We start from the raw sequence: 20,069 nt of genomic DNA, 5'->3' as shown, positions 1-20,069 counted from the left end.
TCGGCCTTTGTTATTTGGTGGCTTGCGCAATCCCCGCTGAAAGGATGCTGAACATGGCTGAAGCCAAGAGCGAGGATGCGCCGGCGGCGGGCGCCGCCAGCAACGCGATGCCGCTGTTCTATGGCAAGCCTGAAGCGCTCAATCCGATCCGGCATGGCTCGCTTGGCCTGACCGCGCGGGCCGATTTCGGCTTCGCGCGCACGGCGCATGCCATTCCGGTCATGGCGTCGGAAATGCCGGCTGCCATGCGCTCCTATCCGATCGTCTTCATCGGCCCGACCAAGGCGCCGGTGATCATCACCGGCCTGCGGCTGAACGAAAACCTGTTCGTCGATGCCGACGGCCGCTGGACCGAGCCGCATTACATCCCGGCCTATGTCCGCCGCTATCCCTTCATCCTTGCCGACGAAACGGCGACATCGGGCCGGCTGACGCTTTGCGTCGACCGCGGCAGCGACCGCGTCGTCGACCAGATTGCAGCACCTTTCCGCGACGATGGCGGCAAGATCGCGCTGTTCTTCGAAGGCACCGAGCCGAGCGAGGCGACCAAGCAGGCGCTCGCTTTCTGCAGCCAGTTCCAGAACGATTTCAACGCCACCCGTGCCATGGTCGAAAAGATCGACGCGCACGGCCTGTTCGCGCCGCGCCAGAGCAAGGTGACGCTGGAAGGCGGCGAGATCCTCAATCTCACCGATTTCCAGGTCATCGACGAACAGGCGCTGAACAAGCTCGGCGACGAGGCATTCCTCGATTTGAGGAAATCCGGCGCGCTGGCGCTGATCTATTGCCACCTGGCCTCGTCCAACAGCTGGTCCTCGCTGGTCTTTCAGGCATCGCTTCGCAAGCGGTCGTAGCTTCGCGGAGCGAGGTTCCATCCGTGCTGGGCTCGATAGCTGCGAATCGGCTATGCGTTGCCCATGCAGGAGACATCCCTCTACGAACCGGTGAAGCGGTTCCTCGAGACCATGGATTTCACCATCAAGGGTGAGATCGGCGGTTGCGACGTGGTTGGCCTGCGCGACGGCGAGCCGCCGGTGGTGGTGATCTGCGAGTTGAAGCTGCAGTTCAACCTCGAGCTTGTCCTGCAGGCTGTCGACCGCGCCGCGGCCTGCGACGAGGTCTGGCTGGCCGCCCTGATGTCGGCGCGCGGCAAGGGCCGCGAGCATGATCGCCGTTTTCGCGCGCTCTGCCGCCGGCTTGGCTTCGGCCTGCTCGGTGTCGGCAAAAAAGGCGAAGTCGAGCTGTTGCTCAGCCCGGCCGCCGCGCCGCCGCGCCGCGATCCACGACGGCGCTCCCGCCTGGTCGAGGAGCATCACCGCCGCAAAGGCGATCCATCGATCGGCGGCAGCACGCGTAAGAAGCCGATCATGACCGCCTACCGGCAGGAGGCGCTGGCCTGCGCCGTCGCCATGGTGGATGGCCCGAAGCGGCCGCGCGACCTCAAGGTCGTCGCGCCGCGCGCGGCAAGCATCCTGCAGCACAATTACTATGGCTGGTTCGCCAGGGCCGAGCGCGGCATCTATGCGCTGACCGAGGCCGGCATCGCCGCCATCGAACCCCGGCCGGCAGCGCTGTAGCCGGGACGGATAATCCGCCGCCTTACCACTCGGCGAAGGAGCCGTCCTTGTGGCGCCAGATCGGGTTGCGCCAGCGGTGGCCTTCCTTGGCGCGCTCCTTGACGTAGTCCTCGTCGATCTCGACGCCGAGGCCGGGACCATCGGGAATGGCGACATAGCCGTCTTCATAGCGGAAGACGTCCTTGTTGGCGGCATAATCGAGCAGGTCGTTGGCGGCGTTGTAGTGGATGCCCAGGCTCTGCTCCTGGATAAAGCAATTGTAGCTGACGGCGTCGAGCTGCAGGCAGGCGGCGAGCGCGATCGGGCCGAGCGGACAATGCGGCGCTACCGCAATGTCATAGGCTTCGGCCATCGCCGCGATCTTGCGGCACTCGGTGATGCCGCCGGCATGCGACAGGTCCGGCTGGATGATGTCGACCGCGCCTTGCTCGAACACCGACTTGAAGTCCCAGCGGCTGTAGAGCCGTTCGCCGAGCGCGATCGGCGTCGAGCCGAGCGCCGCGATCTCCTTCAGCGCGTCGCGGTTTTCGCTCAGCACCGGTTCTTCGATGAACATCAGCCGGTAGGGCTCCAGCTCCTTGACCAGCATGCGCGCCATCGGCCGGTGCACGCGGCCGTGGAAATCGACGGCGATGCCGACGGTGGGACCGACCGCCTCGCGCACCATGGCGACACGCTCGACCGCGGCATCGATCTTGTCGTGGCTGTCGACGATCTGCAGTTCCTCCGTGCCGTTCATCTTCAGCGCCTGGAAGCCGCGCGCCACGACTTCCCTGGCGCCGGCCGCGACTTCCGCCGGCCGGTCGCCGCCGATCCAGGAATAGACCTTGATGGTGTCGCGCAATTTGCCGCCGAGCAGTTCGTGCACGGGCACGCCGAGCGCCTTGCCCTTGATGTCCCACAACGCCTGGTCGATGCCGGCAATGGCGCTCATCAGGATCGGGCCGCCACGATAGAAACCGCCGCGATGCATCACCGTCCAATGGTCCTCGATCAGGCGCGGATCCTTGCCGATGAGATAGTCGGACAACTCCTTGACCGCCGCCTCGACCGTCAGCGCCCGGCCTTCGACGACAGGCTCGCCCCAGCCGGTGACGCCGGCATCGGTCTCGATCTTGAGGAACAGCCAGCGTGGCGGGACGACGTAGGTGGTAAGCGCGGTGATTTTCATGCCGGTCTCAGTTGTTCTTGAGTTTCTTGGCGCTGACGAGATCGCGCGCCGCCAGATCGAGGATATTGTTCGCCGCGCCGCCCGCGGCGTCGGCGTCGCGCATGCGCAACGCTTCGACCACCTCACGGTGCGCCGCAACGGCTTCCATGCGCCGGTCGAGCGATATCACCGCCGTTGCCTCCAGCGAGAATTTGAGCCCGGTGTCGATCAGATTGCCGATCTGCCGGAAGATCGGGTTGTGGCTTGCCGCATAAAGGATCTGGTGGAAGGCTATGTCGCTGCGTGAGAAGGCGGCGAGGTCCTCGCCGGCACCGGCCATGCCGCGCCATGCCGCTTCGAGATCGGCGATCTCCTGCAACGTCGCTCGGGCCGCTGCGAGTTCGGCGACAAGCGGTTCGATCGCTCGGCGCGTTTCGAGAATGGCGTCGAACAGCTTGTCGTCCAGCGCATGCGGCGCATGCCAGGCCAACACTTGCGGGTCGATGATGTTCCAGTCGTCCTCGTTGCAGACGATGGTGCCGACGCGTGGCCGCGACAGCACCAGGCCCTTGGCGGCCAGCACCTTCAGGGCCTCGCGGATGACGGTGCGGCTGACGCCATATTCGACGCCGAGTTCGTTCTCGGTCGGCAAGGAGGAGCCGGCCGGATAGCGTCCCGAAAAGATGTCCGAGGCAAGCGCCTTGGTCACATCGGGCATGACGCGCGGGCGGCGAGTGGCCGCGTCGCCTTGTCCCTTCTTAGACGTCTCGGTCACCTCAGCCCTCCTCCAAGGCGGCGAACCTGCTGGTTCGCGCAACCGGCCCGGCCATACCGGATGCGATTGATTTGCGCCAGCGATCCCTGGTCAGAGCATGTAGCTTAATTATCATACCAGATCAATTGACGAGTATGATAAAAACAATTAGAGACTCCTGCTGCCGGGCTGAGCGCCCGGCTATCGCTGGGAGGTAATCATGCGACTTTTGAAGACCGCGCTCGTCGCGGGCGCGCTTGCCGTGCTGTCCGTCACGACCATCGCCGCTTATGCTCAGGACACCAAGATCGGCTTTATCGTCAAACAGCCCGAGGAACCGTGGTTCCAGGACGAATGGAAGTTCGCCGACCAGGCAGCCAAGGAAAAGGGTTTTACCCTGGTCAAGATCGGCGCCGAGGACGGCGAGAAACTGATGTCGGCCATCGACAATCTCGGCGCCCAGGGCGCGCAGGGCTTCATCGTCTGCACGCCAGACGTGAAGCTCGGCCCCGGCATCGTCGCCAAGGCCGCCGCCAACAATCTCAAGCTGATGACCGTCGACGACCGCCTGGTCGGCGCCGACGGCAAGGCGCTGGAAGACGTGCCGCATATGGGCATCTCGGCGACCAAGATCGGCGAGGCCGTCGGCCAGGCCATCGTCGATGAAATGAAGGCGCGCGGCTGGAAGGCCGACGAGGTCGGCGCCATCCGAGTCTCCTACGACCAGCTGCCGACCGCCGTCGACCGTGTCGAAGGCGCCATCTCGGTGCTCAAGGCCAACGGCTTCAAGGCCGAGAACATCTTCGATGCGCCGCAAGCCAAGACCGACACCGAAGCAGCGCTGAATGCCGCGACAGTTGTGCTCAACGCCCATGCCGACATCAAGAAGTGGGTGTCCTTCGGCCTCAATGACGAAGCCGTGCTCGGCGCCGTGCGCGCCTCCGAAAGCGTCGGCATTCCGGCAGACAACGTGATCGGCGTCGGCATCGGTGGCGCGGATTCGGCGATCAACGAGTTCAAGAAGCCGACCGCGACCGGCTTTGTCGGCACGGTGATCATCTCGCCAAAGCGTCACGGCTACGAGACGGCGCTCAACATGTACGACTGGGTCGCCAACAACAAGGAACCGGCCAAGCTGACGCTGACTTCGGGTGCGCTCGCCAAGCGCGACGATTACCAAAAAGTCCGCCAGGGCCTCGGCATCGAATAATCCTCCCTGTACAAACAGGCGGCGGCTCATCCCGCCGCCTTTTTGTCGTGACACAGAAGGATCGACGCCCGTGTCGTTTCTCGACTTCTCGCGCATCGCCAAGACCTATCCGGGCGTCAAGGCGCTGTCGGACGTCTCCTTCGGCGTCGACAAGGGCGCCGTGCACGGGCTGATGGGTGAGAACGGCGCCGGCAAATCCACGCTGATCAAGATCCTGTCGGGCGACCAGCACGCCGACGCCGGCGAAATAAGCATCGACGGCAAGGTCCAGGCGTATTCATCGACCAGGGATGCCTTCGACAATGGCGTCATCGTCATCCACCAGGAACTGCAACTCGTCCCCGAACTGACCGTTGCCGAAAACCTCAGCCTTGGCCGTTTTCCAGCCCGCGCCGGCATCATCGCTGGCCGCCAGATGCTCGAAGACGTTGGCGCCAAGCTGAAATCCGCAGGCATCGACATCGACATGCGCCGCAAGGTCAAGACACTCTCGATCGGCGAGCGCCAGATGGTCGAGATCGCCAAGGCGGTGATGCTCGACGCGCGTGTCATCGCGCTGGACGAGCCGACCTCGTCGCTGTCTTCGCGCGAAAGCGAAATCCTGTTTGCCCTGATCGACCGCCTGCGCGGCGAGGGCAAGGTCATCATCTACGTCTCGCACCGGCTGGACGAGGTGTTCCGGCTCTGCGACAGCCTGACGGTGCTGCGCGACGGCAAGCTCGCGGCGCACCACGCATCATTGAAAGGTGTCACCCGCGACCAGGTCGTCGCCGAAATGGTCGGCCGCGAAATCTCCGACATCTGGGGTTTTCGCCCGCGCAAGACGGGCGATGTCCGCCTCAAGGTCGAGGCGCTTTCCGGGGCAAAGCTGAAGACGCCGGCCAGCTTCGAGGCCAGCGCCGGCGAGATCGTCGGCTTCTTCGGTCTGATCGGCGCGGGGCGTTCCGAGCTGATGCGGCTGGTCTTCGGCGCCGACCCGCGCTCCGGCGGCATCATCAGCGTCGACGGAAAAGTCGTTCATGCCACCGATCCGCATGAAGCGATCCGCGCCGGCATCGTGCTGTGTTCGGAAGACCGCAAGCATGACGGCATCATCCAGGGCCGCTCGATCGAGGAGAACATCAACATCTCGTCGCGGCGCCATCGCACGCGCTTCGGGGTGCTGAACCGCGCCAGCGAGATCGCCACTGCCGAAACCTTCATCAAGAAGCTCAAGGTGCGCACGCCGTCGCGCAAGCAGGACATCATCAACCTCTCCGGCGGCAACCAGCAGAAGGTCATCCTTGGTCGCTGGCTGTCGGAGCAGGGCGTGCGCGTCCTCATCGTCGACGAGCCGACGCGCGGCATCGATGTCGGCGCCAAGTCGGAAATCTACGAACTGCTCTACCAGCTTGCCGAGGACGGCATGGCGATCGTCGTCGTCTCATCCGAACTGCCGGAAGTGATGGGCATTTGCGACCGCATCCTGGTTATGTGCGGCGGGCGCATCGGCGCTGAGCTCGCGCGCGACCAGTTCGCGGAGAAGGCGATCCTGGCCGCCGCCCTTCCCGATCAGAAAACACCCGACGCGATCGCATCCTGAGGATTTTGGCATGACCGACCAATTGAAGAGGCTTTTGCTCGGCGAACAGGGCCTCGTCGTCATCTTCGTCGTCGCCTTCGCTGTAGTGTCGCTGCTGGTGCCGAACTTCCTCACCGACCGCAATATGCTCGGCCTGCTGCAGTCGGTGGTAACCGTCGGCATCGTCGCCTGCACCATGATGTTCTGCCTCGCGGCGCGCGACTTCGATCTGTCGGTCGGCTCGATCGTCGCCTTCGCCGGCATGGTCGCGGTGATGGCGTCGAATTATACCGGTTCGATCCTGCTCGGGCTTCTGGCGGCGATCGCCTGCGGCGCCTTTGTCGGCTTCATCAACGGCGTCGTCATCGCCAAATTCCGCATCAACGCGCTGATCACGACGCTGGCGACCATGCAGATCGTGCGCGGCATGGCGCTGATCGCGTCCGACGGACGTGCGGTGGGAATCAACAGTCCGGATTTCTATCAGCTGGCGCTGTCGAAGCTGCTCGGCATTCCGACGCCAGTCTGGGTTTTGGCCGTGCTGTTTTGCATCTTCGGCTTCGTCCTTAACCGCACCGTCTTCGGCAAGAACACGCTGGCCATCGGCGGCAATCCGGAAGCCTCGCGCCTCGCCGGCGTCAATGTCGACCGGACGCGCATCTGGATTTTCGCGCTGCAGGGCGTCGTCTGCGGCATCGCCGGCATTCTGCTGGCCTCGCGCATCACGTCGGGCCAGCCCAACGCGGCGGTCGGGCTGGAGCTCTCGGTCATCTCGGCCTGCGTGCTCGGCGGCGTGTCGCTCGCCGGCGGCCGCGCTACGATGTCGGGCGTCATCGTCGGCGTGCTGATCATGGGCATCGCCGAGAACGCCATGAACCTGCTCAACATCCCGGCCTTCTACCAGTACATCGTGCGCGGCGTGATCCTTCTGCTTGCCGTGCTGCTCGACAATCTGCGTTCGTCGGCATTGGGGCGGCGCTGAGCCGGGGAAGCGACATGCCGTCCTCGATCCGCATCGAAAACGATCGGTTGAGCGTCAGGATCAGCCCGCTTGGCGGCGCAATCGTCGAGGCGCTTACGGCTGATGGCGTGCCGTTCCTGCGCCCTTACAGAGGTAAGGCCGAATTCGACGTCGGCGATTGCGCCTGTTTCCCGCTGGTGCCGATAGGCAACCGCGTCGAAGCTAACGCTTTCTCCTTCTGCGGCCGCGCGTTCCAGTTTGCTCGCAACAGCGCCGATCCCTTGTACATTCATGGTGACGGTTGGCTCGGTGTCTGGACGGTGGAGCAACGCCGCGCCGATCGGGCCGAACTGAGCTTCGACAAGCCCGCAGGCGAGGGCGCGCCTTTTGCCTACCGTGCGCGGCAATCGTTCCGTCTTGCCGGAGCGCGGCTGGACCTCGCGCTCTCCGTCACCAACATCGACGAGACGGCTCTGCCGTTCGGGCTCGGCTTTCATCCGTTCTTTCCGCGCACGCCGCTGACGACGCTTCTTGCACCGGCGAGCGACTGGTGGAGCGAACGCGGCGGACACCTGCCCGGCGAGCGGATCGCTGTTGCCGGCGATGTCGACTTCGCCACGCCGCGCCGGCTGCCGGACCGCTGGCTGAACAATGCCTTCGAAGGCTGGAGCGGTGCCGCGCGCATTGTCTGGCCCGAACATCGGCTCGGTCTCGATATCGAGGCGACCCGGGAGCTTGGCCGTTACATGCTCTATGCGCCGGACGATGATCGCAGCTTTTTCTGCTTCGAGCCGATGAGCCACACCCCAAACGCGTTAAGGCATGTCGATACCGACCCGATGGGATTGAAGATATTGTCGCCGGGCGAAAGCCTTGGTGCCGGATTTGCGATGACAGTCTTCGACTGGAGTGAATGATATGACTGAGCGCCTTTCAGGCAAACGGATATTTCTTACCGGTGCCGCGCAAGGCATAGGACTTGCCATCGCCGAGGCCTGCCTTGCCGAAGGGGCAAAGCTGTTCCTGGTCGACCGCGACGGCGCCCTGCTGGACAAGACGGTCACCGGCCTTGCCGCGCCGCGCGGATCTGTCGGGCATGTCGCCGCCGATATCAGCGATAGCGTCGCGATTGTTGCGGCAGTCAGACAAGCAGGCGATGAGATCGGACCCGTCAACGCGCTGATCAACAATGCCGGGATGAATGTGTTCTCGACACCGCTCGAGGCGACCGAGGAGGAGTGGAACCGCAATTTCGATGTCAACGTCAAGGGCGCCTGGAACTGCAGCAAGGCGGTATTGCCGGGCATGATCGCCAATGGCGGCGGCGCCATCCTCAACATCGCCTCGACGCACAGCTTCACCATCATCCCGCACACCTTCCCCTATCCGGTCGCCAAGCACGCACTGCTCGGCCTGACCAAATCGCTTGCGCTCGAATATGCGGGGCAGGGTGTGCGCGTGAATGCGTTGGCGCCCGGTTATGTCGAGACGCAGAAGGCCATCGACTACTGGAACAGTTTCCCTGATCCGGCGGTGGCGCGCGCCAACACCATGGCGCTGCACCCCGGTGGCCGCATCGCATCGGTGCGCGAGATCGCGCTTGCGGCGCTGTTCATGATTTCCGACGAGTGCCCGTTCATGAACGCGGCGACCCTCGTCGTCGATGGCGGCCTTAGCCAGCTGCAACATCCCGCTTGAGCGTCAGGGAACAGCCATGACCAAGAGACGATCGCAGTACTGGTTCGGCGGGCAGGGCAAGGATGCCTTCATCCACCGCAGCTGGATGAAGAACAACGGCCTGCCCGATGATGCCTTCGACGGCCGCCCGGTGATCGGCATCTGCAACACCTTCTCCGAATTCACGCCCTGCCATGTGCATTTTCGCGGCCTGATCGAGCACATCAAGGCCGGCGTGCTTGAGGCCGGCGGCCTGCCGTTGGAATTCCCGGTGTTCTCCTGCGGCGAATCCAATCTGCGGCCGACGGCGATGCTGTTTCGCAACCTCGCCTCAATGGATGTCGAGGAAGCGATCCGCGGCAATCCGATGGATGGCGTCGTGCTGATGGCCGGCTGCGATAAGACCACGCCCTCGCTGGTCATGGGTGCTGCCTCCTGCGACCTGCCTTCGATCGTCATTTCCGGCGGGCCGATGCTCAACGGCCGCTTCCAGGGTCGCGAGATCGGCTCCGGCACCGACGTCTGGAAATTCTCGGAGGACGTGCGCGCCGGCATGATGAGCGAACAGGATTTCGCCAATGCCGAAGGCGCCATGTCGCGCTCGCCCGGCCACTGTATGACGATGGGGACGGCCTCGACCATGGCCTCGATGGTCGAGGCGCTCGGCCTGGCGCTGCCTGGCAATGCCGCCTATCCGGCGGTCGACGCGCGCCGCAACCGCATCGCCCGCATGACGGGGCGGCGCATCGTCGAGATGGTCAATGAGAATCTCTGCCCATCCGCGATCCTCACGAAGCAGGCCTTCGCCAACGCGATCCGGGTCAATGGCGCCATCGGCGGCTCCACCAATGCCGTCGTGCATCTGCTGGCCATCGCCGGCCGTGTCGGCACAGAGCTGACACTGGACGATTGGGACAGTTACGGTCGCGATGTGCCGACCATCCTCGACCTGATGCCGTCGGGCCGCTTCCTGATGGAGGATTTCTGCTATGCCGGCGGCATTCCGGCGGTCATGAAGGAGATCGCAGATATGCTCGATCTCGATGCTTTGACCGTCACGGGCAAGAGCGTAGGCAAGAACATTGCCGACGCCCAGAACTACAATCCCGAGGTGATCCGCCCGCGTGACAAGTCGCTCACGTCGCGCGGCGGCATCGCGGTGCTGCGCGGCAATCTGGCGCCCGACGGCGCCATCATCAAGCCGTCGGCGGCGTCTCCCGCCCTGATGAAGCATCGCGGCCGTGCCGTCGTGTTCGAGGATATCGACGACTACAAGGCGCGTGTTGACGATCCCGCGCTCGACATCGACGAGACGTCGATCATGGTGCTGAAGAATTGCGGCCCGAAGGGCTATCCCGGCATGGCCGAGGTCGGCAACATGGCGCTGCCGCAGAAGCTCCTGAAGCAGGGCATCCGAGATATGATCCGCATTTCCGACGCCCGCATGTCCGGCACCGCCTTCGGTACGGTCGTGCTGCATGCGGCACCAGAAGCGGCTGTCGGCGGCCCGTTAGCTCTGGTCAGGAGCGGCGACGTCATTGAGCTCGATGTCGAGGCGCGAAAGCTGCATCTCGACGTGTCGGAGCAGGAACTGGCGCGGCGGCGTCAATCCTGGCAGCCGCCCGTGCCGGCAATGCGCGGCGGCTACCTGGGTCTCTATATCGACCATGTGCTGCAGGCGGATCGTGGCGCCGACCTTGATTTCCTCGTCGGCAACCGTGGTCACGCCATTCCGCGCGAGAGCCATTGAGGTCGAGCAGGATGCCGAAATTTCGACCTGATGATATCCATGGCATTCACGCCATTCTCTACGCGCTCTTCGACGAGAACGAACGGCTGGACCGCGCGGCGATGCGCCGGCAGGTCGAGATCTGCCTGGCCACGGGCGTGCATGGCATGGCGGCGCTCGGACTGGCGACGGAAGTCGCCAAGCTGACCGAGGCCGAGCGTCGAACGATCATGGACTGGACGGCCGAGGATACCGCCGGCAAAGTGCCACTCGCCTTCACCATCTTCGGCGCGTCGGTGGCCGAGCAGGCCGCGCAGGTCCGCCACGCCGAAAGCGTCGGCGCCGACTGGGTGATCCTGCAGCCGCCGCTCGGCGGCTCCTATGGCGCGGCGGAATATATCCGCTTCTTCGGCCGTGTCGCCGAGGCGACCGAATTGCCGGTGGCGATCCAGAACGCGCCGGCCTTTTTCGGGCGCGGCCTGACATCCGATGAAATCCGCGAACTCGTCACGCTGTATCCCAACATAAGGCTGATCAAGGGCGAGGGGCCGGTCACCGACATTGCCGGCTTGATCGAGCGCACCGAGGGCCGGATTCCCGTTCTCAACGGGCGCGGCGGGCTGGAGTTGATCGACAACTTTCGTATCGGCTGCCGGGGCATGATCCTGGCGCCGGACTGTATCGACCATGCCGTGCGCGCCTTTGAAGCATTCCGCGCCGGCAAAGAAGCCGCGGCCGAGGCCGAGTATGCAAAAATGCTGCCCGCGGCCGTCTTCGTCATGCAAGGCATCGAGAACCTGATCTGCTACGGCAAGCGGCTGTTTGGAGCCCGCGCCGGCATCCCGATACACGATCGGGCGCCGGCAATGCGGCCGACCGAGGTTGGCCTTGCGATGGTCGAGCGCTTCGCTTTCCGTTTGGGTAAATTGTCGGGATAGTCCGGCTCAGGGAGAATGCGGGAAAGTGTCATGGAATCCTCGCTCGGTTGGAAGACCGGCGATGATTTGCCGTGAGAGGTGCCGAAAAGCGTCCTCGATCGTGATCGAGGTCGTTCTCAGTCGCGATCTGGGCCACTATCACTGCGTCTGATTGTCCCTTGAGAGCGCCGTGATCTTCGTTCCGCTTCCTTTTGTCGTCGCGCTGCTGCTGCTGATCTTGCTTGTCCGGATGCTGCGCGCCGAGCGGCCGAGCCGGCCGTTCCTTGCCCTGGTCGGCCTTTGCGCGCTGCAGTCGGTGCTTCTCGGTCTGCGCTGGGGCTACGACATGACGCAGGTGCGATATGTGCTGCCGGTGGTTGCGAGCTCCCTGCCGCCGATCGTTCTGGCCGGGTTTCGCAGTCTGATCCATCGCGGCGCAGCGCAGGCAAGCAGCATACGTTGGCTGCATGCGGCCCCGCCTGTCCTGATGCTTGGGTTGGTGATGTTTGCCCCGGGCTTGATCGATGCTGCCCTGATCGTGATCTTTGTCGGCTATGCATTGGCCCTGCTCGATCTCGGCCGCGCCGGTCCCGATGCGCTGGACGAGGCGCGCATCGACGGCGCGGTCGCCGCGCATCGCGCACTCGTCATCGCCGCCTTGTCGCTTTGTCTCTCGGCCTTCTTCGACTTCGCGGTGTTCATGGACTTCGCATGGAGCAAGGGCGATAACGCGGCCTTCCTCGTCGGCAACGCAAACTTTCTCGGCCTGCTGCTGATCGGCCTCACGGCCATCGTCGCTGCTCGCGCGCAGCCTCAATCCGCCGCCGCCGAGGAGGCCGAAAAATCATCCACGACGGCACAGGATCGCGAGGTCCTCGAAAGGGTCCGCAAGCTGCTGGTCGAGCAGAAGCTGGCGCGTGACGAGAACCTGACCTTGTCGCGGCTGGCGCGCCGCGTGGGGTGCCGGCCCGCCAGATATCGGGCGCGGTCAATCGTCTGGCCGGCAAGAACGTCTCGCAGTTCATCAACGACTTCCGCATTGCCGAAGCCTGCCGGCTGCTCGGCGAGACCGACATGTCGGTAACCGCGGCAATGCTTGAATCCGGCTTCCAGACGAAATCGAACTTCAATCGCGAGTTCCGCCGCGTCACCGCGCATAACCCGGCTGCCTGGCGCGAGCAGTCGCGATCAGAAACGCTCGCGGTAGTCGCGCGGGTTGGTGCCGAGGACGCGTAAAAGCCGCGCCGCATCGTCTCTTCCGAGCCGAACCCGCAGCGGCGTGCCGTCCGGTTGACGGGCTGGCCGCGCTCCAGCATCCGCCGCGCCGCCTCGATGCGGATTTCCTCGATCGCGCGGGCAGGTGTCCGACCCGTGGCCTCGAGATAGCGGCGCGAGAAACTGCGCGGGCTCATATTGGCGTGGTCGGCCAATTGCGCCAGCGACAGGTCGCCGGCCAGATTGTCGAGGATCCAGCCGTGCAGCCGGTCGAAGCGCCCGTCGCCTTGCTGCAGCTTCAGGGTTTGGCTGAATTGCGCCTGGCCGCCGGGACGTTTCATGAAGACCACCAACTCGCGCGCCACGCTGAGCGCCATATGCCGGCCAAGGTCGGCTTCGACGAGAGACAAAGCGAGATCGATGCCAGCCGTTACGCCAGCTGATGTCCAGATATTGCCGTCACGGATGAAGATCGGATCGGGTTCGAGGCGGACCGCCGGAAAGCGTCGTGCGAACTCCGCGCAGCGTCCCCAATGGGTAACCGCGCGACGGCCGTCGAGCAGTCCTGCAGTTGCCAGCAGCATGGCGCCGCTGCAGACAGAGGCGGTGCGCGTGGCATCACGCGAGCGCTCGGTCAGCCAATCGACCAACTCGCGATCCTCACAGGCGGCGTTGACGCCCCACCCGCCGGGCACGACCAGTGTGTCGATCTCCGACCCGTGCGCCGGCAGCGCCGCAGCCTCCAGCACGAGACCGGCCGATGTCCTGATCCGCGGCGAGGCGGCGACGACCAGGACTTCGTAAGGCGCTGGTTCGCCGGCCTGCATCCTGAAGTCGTTGGCGCTGGCGAAAACCTGAAGCGGTCCGCTGACGTCGAGCAATTGAACGTCGGGATAAGCAAGCACTTCGACACGGCGCATTTGGTTTGGCCTGAAACGAGGGATGAATGGCAATCCTGCCAAACCATGATGCCGTAGATTGCCCGGAGTCAACCTGTCCCGAGTCAACCCACGGAGATTTCCATGGCCCTTCGTTTCGGCATTCTCGTATTTCCCAATGTTCAACAGCTCGACCTAACCGGCCCCTACGAAGTCGTGGCATCGGCCAAGGGCGCCGAGGTGGATCTGATCTGGAAGGATCGCAATCCGGTGATGTCGTCGACGCGTCTCTCCCTCACGCCGACGGCGACCTTCGACGATTGCCCGCCTCTCGACGTGCTGTGCATTCCAGGCGGAGGCGGCGTCAACGTGCTGCTGGAGGACCAGGCAGTGCTCGATTTCGTTTGGCAACGCGCGGCGCAGGTTCGCTATATCACCTCGGTGTGCAGCGGCGCGCTGGTGCTCGGCGCGGCCGGGCTGCTGCGGGGCAAGCGGGCGACCACGCACTGGTACGCGCATGATTTCCTTGAAGAGTTCGGGGCGATCCCGGTCGATGCGCGTATCGTGGAAGACGGCAAGCTGATCACCGCAGGCGGAGTGACCTCGGGGATCGATTTCGGTCTGGCGCTGGTCGCGAGGCTTCTCGGACAGGCAGAAGCCGAGATCGTGCAGCTCTCGCTCGAATATGCTCCGGCTCCCCCTTCCAATCGGGCACGCCGGCCGAGGCCTCGCCGGCGATCCTGGCGCAGGCAAAGGAGCGGCTCGCGGCTTCGCGGCGGGTTCGCGAGGAAATGTTCGCGCGCTGGCGCGGTGCCGGCGCGGCAGCCAAGATCGCATAGGCGCCGGCGCATCCAAGGCTGAGGCGTCAGGGCCGAATGGCGGATATCCGCGCCGTTCGGCCTTGTCGCGTTTCGGCTGTTGACACATCCGTTTGCATGTGCAGAAATTGGTTGGACCATTGAACCATTTTTGGACAGCTTCGGCGTGACCGATCTCTTGCCGCCCATCCAGACGACAGCCCGCGACGACGCGGTGCTGAAGGCGTTGGTGGGGTTCGTGCGGCAGGAGGCGCTGGGGCCGGGCGGCAAGCTGCCGACCGAGCGCATCCTGGCCGAACGCCTCAAGGTCAGCCGCAACACGGTGCGCGAGGCATTGACGCGCTGGGAGGGGCTGGGTCTCGTCGAAAGGCGGCAAGGCTCGGGCACTTATCTCAAGGCCGCCGTTTCCGCTGACATGCTGCATATGCCGCTGACCTTGGCCGGCGGCAACGACTTCACCGGGCTGATGCGCACGCTGGAGATCCGCCGTGCGCTGGAAGCCGAGGCGGCCGCTCTTTGCGCCGTCCGCGCCGGCAAGGCCGAGATCGCCGAGATCGAGCGCAAGCTCGACATCATGGAAGAGGCGTTTCGCACCCGCGCCGGCATGTCGTCCGAAGAGGACTGGGAGTTCCACCAGGCGGTCTACCGCGCCTCCGGCAATCCGTTGTTCGAGCAGATCATCGCCGCCATGCACGAGCTCTTCCATCGCTTCTGGGAGCATCCGCTCGGCGTGCGCGATTTCGGCCATGCCAGCTTCCCCTATCACCGCACCATCTTCGAGCGCATCGCCGCGCATGACCCCGATGGCGCCCGTGCCGAGGCGCTGAAGCTCATGGCCACCGTCGAGGACGATTTGAAGCGCGGCGCCGCCAACCTCAAACTTTCGGATCGCAGATGAACGAACAGCCAAACACCTTCGACCCGGCTTCCCTGGCGAGCGACTATCTCGCCGAGGCGGCGACCCTGCTTGCGCATGACGATCCGTTTCCCGGTAACGCCGTGGTGCCGCCGATCTACCAGACATCGCTCTTCACCTTCGCCAGCTATGCCGACATGGCCGACACCTTTGCCGGCCGCAGGAAGCAGCCGACCTATTCGCGCGGCGACAATCCGACGGTGATGGAGTTCGAGGCGCGTGTCGCGGCCTTGAGGGTGCTGAAGCCGCGCGCGGCTTCTCGAGCGGCATGGCTGCGATCAGCGCCACGCTGCTGGCCTTTGTCGGTGCGGGCGAGCGCATCGTTGCCGTGCGCAATTGCTATGGAGACGCTTACCGGCTGTTCGAGCGGCTGTTCCCGCGCCTCAACATCAAAGTAGACTATGTCGACGGCGGCGATCCGGACGCGGTTGCTGCCGCACTTCCCGGCGCCAAGCTGCTTTATCTTGAAAGCCCGACCTCGATGATGTTCGAGCTGCAGGACCTGGCGCATCTGACGCGGCTGGCCAAGGAGCATGGCATCGTCACCACCATCGACAATTCCTGGGCAACGCCGGTGTTCCAGAAGCCGATCTTGCATGGCGTCGATCTGGTGCTGCATTCGGCCTCGAAATATCTGGGCGGCCACAGCGACACCGTCGCCGGCGTGGTGGCGGGTTCGGCAGCGCATATCAGGCACATCAACGAGCAGACCTATTCCCAGCTTGGCGCCAAGCTCTCACCCTTCGAGGGCTGGCTTTTGCTGCGCGGCCTGCGCACGCTGCCGCTCAGATTGCCGCATCACATGAAGAGCGGGCTGACTATCGCCGACCGGCTGAAGGCGCATGGCAAGGTCGAGCGGGTCAACCACCCCACCTATTCCAACCATCCCGGCAAGAAGACCTTAGCCGGCTATGGCGGACTGTTCTCCTTCGAGGTGACGGAGGATGTCGACATTCCCGCTTTCGTCGACGCGCTGAAACTGTTCCGCATCGGCGTCAGCTGGGGCGGCCATGAAAGCCTGGTCGTGCCGGCAAAGGCCTCGCTCGAGCAGACGCCGGGCATCAATTCGATGGCACGCTTCGGCGTCAGCCCCCGAACCATCCGCTTCAATGTCGGATTGGAGAGCGTCGAGGACCTTTGGGCCGACATTGCCCAAGCCTTCGACAAAGCAAAAAAATAACACGTCCAAAATGGGAGTTTTGAACATGAAGAGACTGAGCATCATGCTTGCCACCGTGGCCGGTCTGGCGATTTCCGCCAGCGGCGCGCTGGCCGACACCACCATCAAGCTGGTCGAGGTCATCACCAGCCCGCCGCGCACCGAATTCCTGAAGAAGCAGATCGCCGAATTCGAGGGCGCCAACCCGGGCATCAAGGTGGAAGTGATCTCGCTGCCCTGGGGCCAGGCGTTCGAGAAATTCCTGACCATGGTGCAGGCCGGCGACACGCCCGATGTCGTCGAGATGCCTGAGCGCTGGATGGGCCTTTACGCCAACAACGCCCAGCTCGAGGATCTCGGGCCCTACATGGCCAAGTGGGACGACGCCAAGACGCTTGGCGACCGCGCCAAGCAATTCGGCTCGACCGTCAACAACACCCAGTTCATGATCCCCTACGGCTATTATGTGAACGCGCTGTTCTGGAACAAGAAGCTGTTCAAGCAAGCCGGCCTCGACGGCCCGCCGGCCACGCTCGATGACTTCGTCGCCGACTCCAAGAAGATCTCCGCCATTCCGGGCAAATACGGCTACTGCCTGCGCGGCGGCCCCGGCGCTTTCAACGGCATGCACATGTTCATGAACATCGCCGACGGCAAGGGCGGCTACTTCACCGATGACGGTGTCTCGACCATCAACGATGAAGGGTCGATCAAGGGCCTGCAGATGCTGGCCGACATGTACAAGAACGGCCTGGCGCCCAAGGACTCCGTGAGCTGGGGCTTCAACGAGACGGTGACCGGCTTCTATTCCGGCACCTGCGCCATGCTCAACCAGGATCCGGACGCGCTGCTCGGCATCGCCGACAAGATGAGCGCCGACGACTTCGCCGTGGCGCCGTTGCCTGTCGGCCCAAGCGGCAAGTCCTACCCGACGCTCGGCTATGCCGGCTGGGCGATGTTTGCCAACTCCCAGCACAAGGACGACGCCTGGAAGCTGATGGCGACGCTCTTGTCGCCGAAGGACAATCTGGAATGGGCCAAGGAGGTCGGCGTCGTCCCGATCCACAAGGGCGCCGACCAGGATCCCCATTTCAAGACGGAGCAGTTCAAGGGCTGGTTCATCGAGCTCAGCGACACTTCCAAATATGAAATGGTGACGCCGCCGACGCATCTGGAGAACCTCGGCAACTTCGTCGACCAGGTGGCGATCAAGAACTTCCAGGAAGTGCTGCTTGGCCAGAAGCAGGCCAAGGACGTCGCTGACGAATGGGCCAAGTTCCTGACCAAGGAACAGCAGGACTGGCTGGCCAAGAACAAGAAGTAGCACAGGCCTTCCCCTTCTCCCCGTTCACGGGGAGAAGGTGGCCCGATAGGGCCGGATGAGGGGCAGCGTCTGCTTCAGATAGGTTAGCGCTGCCCCTCATCTGCCTGCCCATCCTCCGCAGCAGCTGTCCTGCAGCTACGGAGGGTGAACCGGCGCCTTCTCCCCGTGAACGGCAGGGCGATAGCATATGAGTTTTTACGAAGAGGACCCCCACCCCTAACCCCTCCCCACAAGGGGGAGGGAGACTTGGTAGGCGCTGATCTCCCCAAATCGCCTAGGTTCGATGCCAAAAAGGGTTGCATGCGGCAGCGTTCCCTCCCCCTTGTGGGGAGGGTTAGGGTGGGGGTCCTCTTCGTAAAAACTCATATGCGATCGCCCTGCCTCAAGGGGGCAGAGGCGGGCGCCGTCTCGACGCCGCCGGCACCCATTAATCACCCATGAGCCGCCCGTATGACCTACGCCGTTTCCGAGATCCGATCCGCCGGCCGGCCGCGCAAGAAGCGGCTGAGCAAAGCCACGATCGAGCCTTGGCTCTATCTTTCGCCGGCTATCGTTCTCTTGGCCCTGGTGCTGCTGGTGCCGCTGATCATCGGCATCAGCTATTCCTTCCGCAAATTCTCCGCCTTCAAGTCGCAATATGTCGGCCTCGCCCAGTACCAGGCGATGTTCTCCGACCAGGTGCTCGGCCAGGCGCTGGTCAACACGCTGTGGTGGACCGTCGCCAGCCTGTTCTTCCAGTTCTTCCTTGGTCTCGGCCTCGCGCTTTTGCTCGACAAGCCTTTCTACGGCCGCAAGGTCGTGCAGGCTGTGGTGTTCCTGCCCTGGGCTGTGCCCTCCTTCCTCTCCGGTCTCACCTGGGCGTGGCTGTTCAACCCGATCATCGGACCGCTGCCGCACTGGCTCTTTGCGTTAGGCCTGAAAGCCGAGCCGACCAATGTTCTGTCCGATCCGGCCACCGCCATGTGGGGGCCGATCGTCGCCAACATCTGGTTCGGCATTCCCTTTTTCGCCATCACGCTGCTGGCGGCGCTGAAGTCGATCCCGTCGGAACTCTATGAAGCGGCGGCCATCGACGGCGCCTCGCCCTGGCAGCGCTTCACCAAGGTGACGATGCCGTTCCTGGCGCCGACCATCGTCATCACCGTGATGCTGCGCACCATCTGGATCGCCACCTTCGCCGATCTGATCTTCGTCATGACCGAGGGCGGCCCGGCCGGTTCGACCAGCACGGTGCCGGTCTACATCTATGTCAGTGCCTTCAAGTCGCTGGACAAAGGCTATGCCTCGGCCGTCGCGGTGCTGCTTCTGGTGCTGCTGATTGCCTATGCGATCGCGCTGATTGCCATTCGCCGCTTGCTGGTGAGGCACGTCTGATGATCGCCGGACGCTCCACTTCCTCGCGCATCATCGGCGGTTTCGGCCTCTACGCGGCGATCGCCGCCTATGTGGTCTTCGCCCTGTTTCCGATCTTCTGGACGCTGAAGATCTCGGTGACACCCGAGCGCCTGCTCTATTCCGAAGGCATCACCTTCTGGCCGTCGCAGACGACGTTCAAGAACTTCGTCACGGTGCTCGAAGCTTCCGACTTCCCGCGCTATTTCCTGAACAGCGTCATCGTCTCGGTGTCGACGGCCGCGCTGGTGACGGTCATCGCGACGCTCGCAGGCTACGCCATGTCGCGCTTCACTTTCCGTGGCAAGGCGACTTTGGCCATCCTGCTCTTGCTGACGCAGACCTTCCCGCTGGTCATGGTCATTCCGCCGATCTACCGCATCATGGGCGATCTCGGTCTCACCAACAGCCTGATCGGCCTGATCGTCATCTACACCGCCTTCAACACCGCCTTTGCCACCTTCCTGATGCAGTCCTTCTTCGACGGCATCCCGAAGGACCTGGAGGAGGCGGCAATGATCGATGGCTGCACGCGCGCCCAGGCGATGCGCCGGGTGATCGTGCCGCTCACCTTGCCCGGCATGGGCGCCACGCTGGGCTTCGTCTTCACCGCCGCCTGGAGCGAGCTTCTGTTCGCGCTGATGCTGATCTCCAGCGACGAGCAGAAGACCTTCGCCGTCGGCCTGCTCACCTATATCGGCAAATTCGCCGTCGACTGGGGGCAGATGATGGCGGCGTCGATCCTGGCGCTGATCCCGGTCTGCATCTTCTTCGCCTTCCTGCAACGCTATCTCGTCACCGGCCTCACCGCCGGCGCGGTCAAAGGATAAT

15 protein-coding genes and 4 pseudogenes are annotated in these 20,069 nt (G+C 63.9%); 16 read left to right on the top strand and 3 right to left on the bottom strand.

Features of this window, described 5'->3' with window-relative positions; genetic code table 11:
* Positions 1–53 precede the first annotated feature (53 nt).
* Together ACVDG8_RS17135 and ACVDG8_RS17130 are read left to right on the top strand one after the other, a co-directional pair.
* On the top strand, positions 54–854 hold the full coding sequence (locus tag ACVDG8_RS17135) for a SapC family protein (protein WP_447255722.1): 801 nt from the start codon (positions 54–56) through the stop codon (positions 852–854).
* A gap of 63 nt (positions 855–917) precedes the next feature.
* On the top strand, positions 918–1,577 hold the full coding sequence (locus ACVDG8_RS17130; protein WP_447255721.1) for a DUF2161 domain-containing phosphodiesterase: 660 nt from the start codon (positions 918–920) through the stop codon (positions 1,575–1,577).
* A 22-nt stretch (positions 1,578–1,599) separates the two neighbouring features.
* Here the strand turns inward: ACVDG8_RS17130 and dgoD are convergent, their stop codons facing one another.
* Positions 1,600–2,748: a galactonate dehydratase gene (gene dgoD, locus ACVDG8_RS17125; protein ID WP_447255720.1), complete on the bottom strand. Its 1,149-nt coding sequence runs from the start codon at positions 2,746–2,748 to the stop codon at positions 1,600–1,602.
* Between the two features lie 7 nt (positions 2,749–2,755).
* Positions 2,756–3,445, bottom strand: coding sequence for a FadR/GntR family transcriptional regulator (locus ACVDG8_RS17120; protein WP_447257368.1), 690 nt, complete (start codon positions 3,443–3,445; stop codon positions 2,756–2,758).
* 256 nt (positions 3,446–3,701) lie between these two features.
* Here ACVDG8_RS17120 and ACVDG8_RS17115 point away from each other — a divergent pair, with 256 nt between their 5' ends.
* The 8 genes and pseudogenes from ACVDG8_RS17115 to ACVDG8_RS17080 all read left to right on the top strand — a co-directional run.
* The gene (locus ACVDG8_RS17115; protein ID WP_447255719.1) at positions 3,702–4,691 is read left to right on the top strand and encodes an arabinose ABC transporter substrate-binding protein; all 990 of its coding nucleotides are present in this window, start codon (positions 3,702–3,704) and stop codon (positions 4,689–4,691) included.
* 70 nt (positions 4,692–4,761) lie between these two features.
* Positions 4,762–6,273, top strand: coding sequence for an L-arabinose ABC transporter ATP-binding protein AraG (gene araG, locus ACVDG8_RS17110; RefSeq protein WP_447255718.1), 1,512 nt, complete (start codon positions 4,762–4,764; stop codon positions 6,271–6,273).
* Between the two features lie 10 nt (positions 6,274–6,283).
* Positions 6,284–7,234: an L-arabinose ABC transporter permease AraH gene (gene araH / locus ACVDG8_RS17105; RefSeq protein ID WP_447255717.1), complete on the top strand. Its 951-nt coding sequence runs from the start codon at positions 6,284–6,286 to the stop codon at positions 7,232–7,234.
* Positions 7,235–7,248: 14 nt separating this feature from the next.
* Positions 7,249–8,130, top strand: coding sequence for an aldose 1-epimerase (locus ACVDG8_RS17100; protein ID WP_447255716.1), 882 nt, complete (start codon positions 7,249–7,251; stop codon positions 8,128–8,130).
* Position 8,131: 1 nt separating this feature from the next.
* Positions 8,132–8,911, top strand: a complete 780-nt coding sequence (locus tag ACVDG8_RS17095; protein ID WP_447255715.1) for an SDR family oxidoreductase — start codon at positions 8,132–8,134, stop codon at positions 8,909–8,911.
* 16 nt (positions 8,912–8,927) lie between these two features.
* Complete coding sequence (araD, locus tag ACVDG8_RS17090; RefSeq protein ID WP_447255714.1) at positions 8,928–10,640, top strand: L-arabinonate dehydratase; 1,713 nt, start codon at positions 8,928–8,930, stop codon at positions 10,638–10,640.
* Positions 10,641–10,651: 11 nt separating this feature from the next.
* Positions 10,652–11,557: a dihydrodipicolinate synthase family protein gene (locus ACVDG8_RS17085; protein ID WP_447255713.1), complete on the top strand. Its 906-nt coding sequence runs from the start codon at positions 10,652–10,654 to the stop codon at positions 11,555–11,557.
* A 939-nt stretch (positions 11,558–12,496) separates the two neighbouring features.
* Positions 12,497–12,658: pseudogene (locus ACVDG8_RS17080) on the top strand (helix-turn-helix domain-containing protein); the annotation flags it as partial.
* Positions 12,659–12,724: 66 nt separating this feature from the next.
* Here ACVDG8_RS17080 and ACVDG8_RS17075 read toward each other — a convergent pair.
* A pseudogene (locus tag ACVDG8_RS17075) lies at positions 12,725–13,671 on the bottom strand (GlxA family transcriptional regulator).
* Between the two features lie 102 nt (positions 13,672–13,773).
* Between ACVDG8_RS17075 and ACVDG8_RS17070 the strand changes: the two are divergent.
* The 6 genes and pseudogenes from ACVDG8_RS17070 (at position 13,774) to ACVDG8_RS17045 (ending at position 20,068) form a co-directional block, all read left to right on the top strand.
* Positions 13,774–14,468, top strand: a pseudogene (locus ACVDG8_RS17070) (DJ-1/PfpI family protein).
* A 145-nt stretch (positions 14,469–14,613) separates the two neighbouring features.
* On the top strand, positions 14,614–15,345 hold the full coding sequence (locus ACVDG8_RS17065; protein ID WP_447255710.1) for a FadR/GntR family transcriptional regulator: 732 nt from the start codon (positions 14,614–14,616) through the stop codon (positions 15,343–15,345).
* Positions 15,342–16,543: pseudogene (locus tag ACVDG8_RS17060) on the top strand (PLP-dependent transferase). The gene ACVDG8_RS17065 and the pseudogene ACVDG8_RS17060 overlap by 4 nt, the downstream one beginning before the upstream one ends.
* A gap of 25 nt (positions 16,544–16,568) precedes the next feature.
* The gene (locus ACVDG8_RS17055) at positions 16,569–17,846 is read left to right on the top strand and encodes an ABC transporter substrate-binding protein (RefSeq protein WP_447255708.1); all 1,278 of its coding nucleotides are present in this window, start codon (positions 16,569–16,571) and stop codon (positions 17,844–17,846) included.
* Positions 17,847–18,296: 450 nt separating this feature from the next.
* A complete protein-coding gene (locus ACVDG8_RS17050; RefSeq protein ID WP_447255707.1) occupies positions 18,297–19,220 on the top strand; it encodes a carbohydrate ABC transporter permease in 924 nt (307 codons plus the stop codon).
* Entirely contained in the window at positions 19,220–20,068 is an 849-nt protein-coding gene (locus tag ACVDG8_RS17045; protein WP_447255706.1) for a carbohydrate ABC transporter permease, read from the top strand. The genes ACVDG8_RS17050 and ACVDG8_RS17045 overlap by 1 nt, the downstream gene beginning before the upstream one ends.
* Position 20,069: the final 1 nt, after the last annotated feature.

This window comes from Mesorhizobium sp. ORM8.1 (assembly GCF_053005525.2).
This window is presented reverse-complemented; position numbering and strand designations above follow the sequence as displayed.

Bases quoted from the DNA above. Each gene is read 5' to 3' on its own strand.
- araH (WP_447255717.1), top strand. From the start codon at position 6,284: ATGACCGACCAATTGAAGAGGCTTTTGCTCGGCGAACAGGGCCTCGTC.
- dgoD (WP_447255720.1), bottom strand. From the start codon at position 2,748: ATGAAAATCACCGCGCTTACCACCTACGTCGTCCCGCCACGCTGGCTG.
- ACVDG8_RS17120 (WP_447257368.1), bottom strand. From the start codon at position 3,445: ATGCCCGATGTGACCAAGGCGCTTGCCTCGGACATCTTTTCGGGACGC.
- araD (WP_447255714.1), top strand. From the start codon at position 8,928: ATGACCAAGAGACGATCGCAGTACTGGTTCGGCGGGCAGGGCAAGGAT.
- ACVDG8_RS17050 (WP_447255707.1), top strand. From the start codon at position 18,297: ATGACCTACGCCGTTTCCGAGATCCGATCCGCCGGCCGGCCGCGCAAG.
- ACVDG8_RS17045 (WP_447255706.1), top strand. From the start codon at position 19,220: ATGATCGCCGGACGCTCCACTTCCTCGCGCATCATCGGCGGTTTCGGC.
- ACVDG8_RS17085 (WP_447255713.1), top strand. From the start codon at position 10,652: ATGCCGAAATTTCGACCTGATGATATCCATGGCATTCACGCCATTCTC.
- ACVDG8_RS17100 (WP_447255716.1), top strand. From the start codon at position 7,249: ATGCCGTCCTCGATCCGCATCGAAAACGATCGGTTGAGCGTCAGGATC.
- ACVDG8_RS17055 (WP_447255708.1), top strand. From the start codon at position 16,569: ATGAAGAGACTGAGCATCATGCTTGCCACCGTGGCCGGTCTGGCGATT.
- ACVDG8_RS17115 (WP_447255719.1), top strand. From the start codon at position 3,702: ATGCGACTTTTGAAGACCGCGCTCGTCGCGGGCGCGCTTGCCGTGCTG.
- ACVDG8_RS17130 (WP_447255721.1), top strand. From the start codon at position 918: ATGCAGGAGACATCCCTCTACGAACCGGTGAAGCGGTTCCTCGAGACC.
- ACVDG8_RS17135 (WP_447255722.1), top strand. From the start codon at position 54: ATGGCTGAAGCCAAGAGCGAGGATGCGCCGGCGGCGGGCGCCGCCAGC.
- ACVDG8_RS17095 (WP_447255715.1), top strand. From the start codon at position 8,132: ATGACTGAGCGCCTTTCAGGCAAACGGATATTTCTTACCGGTGCCGCG.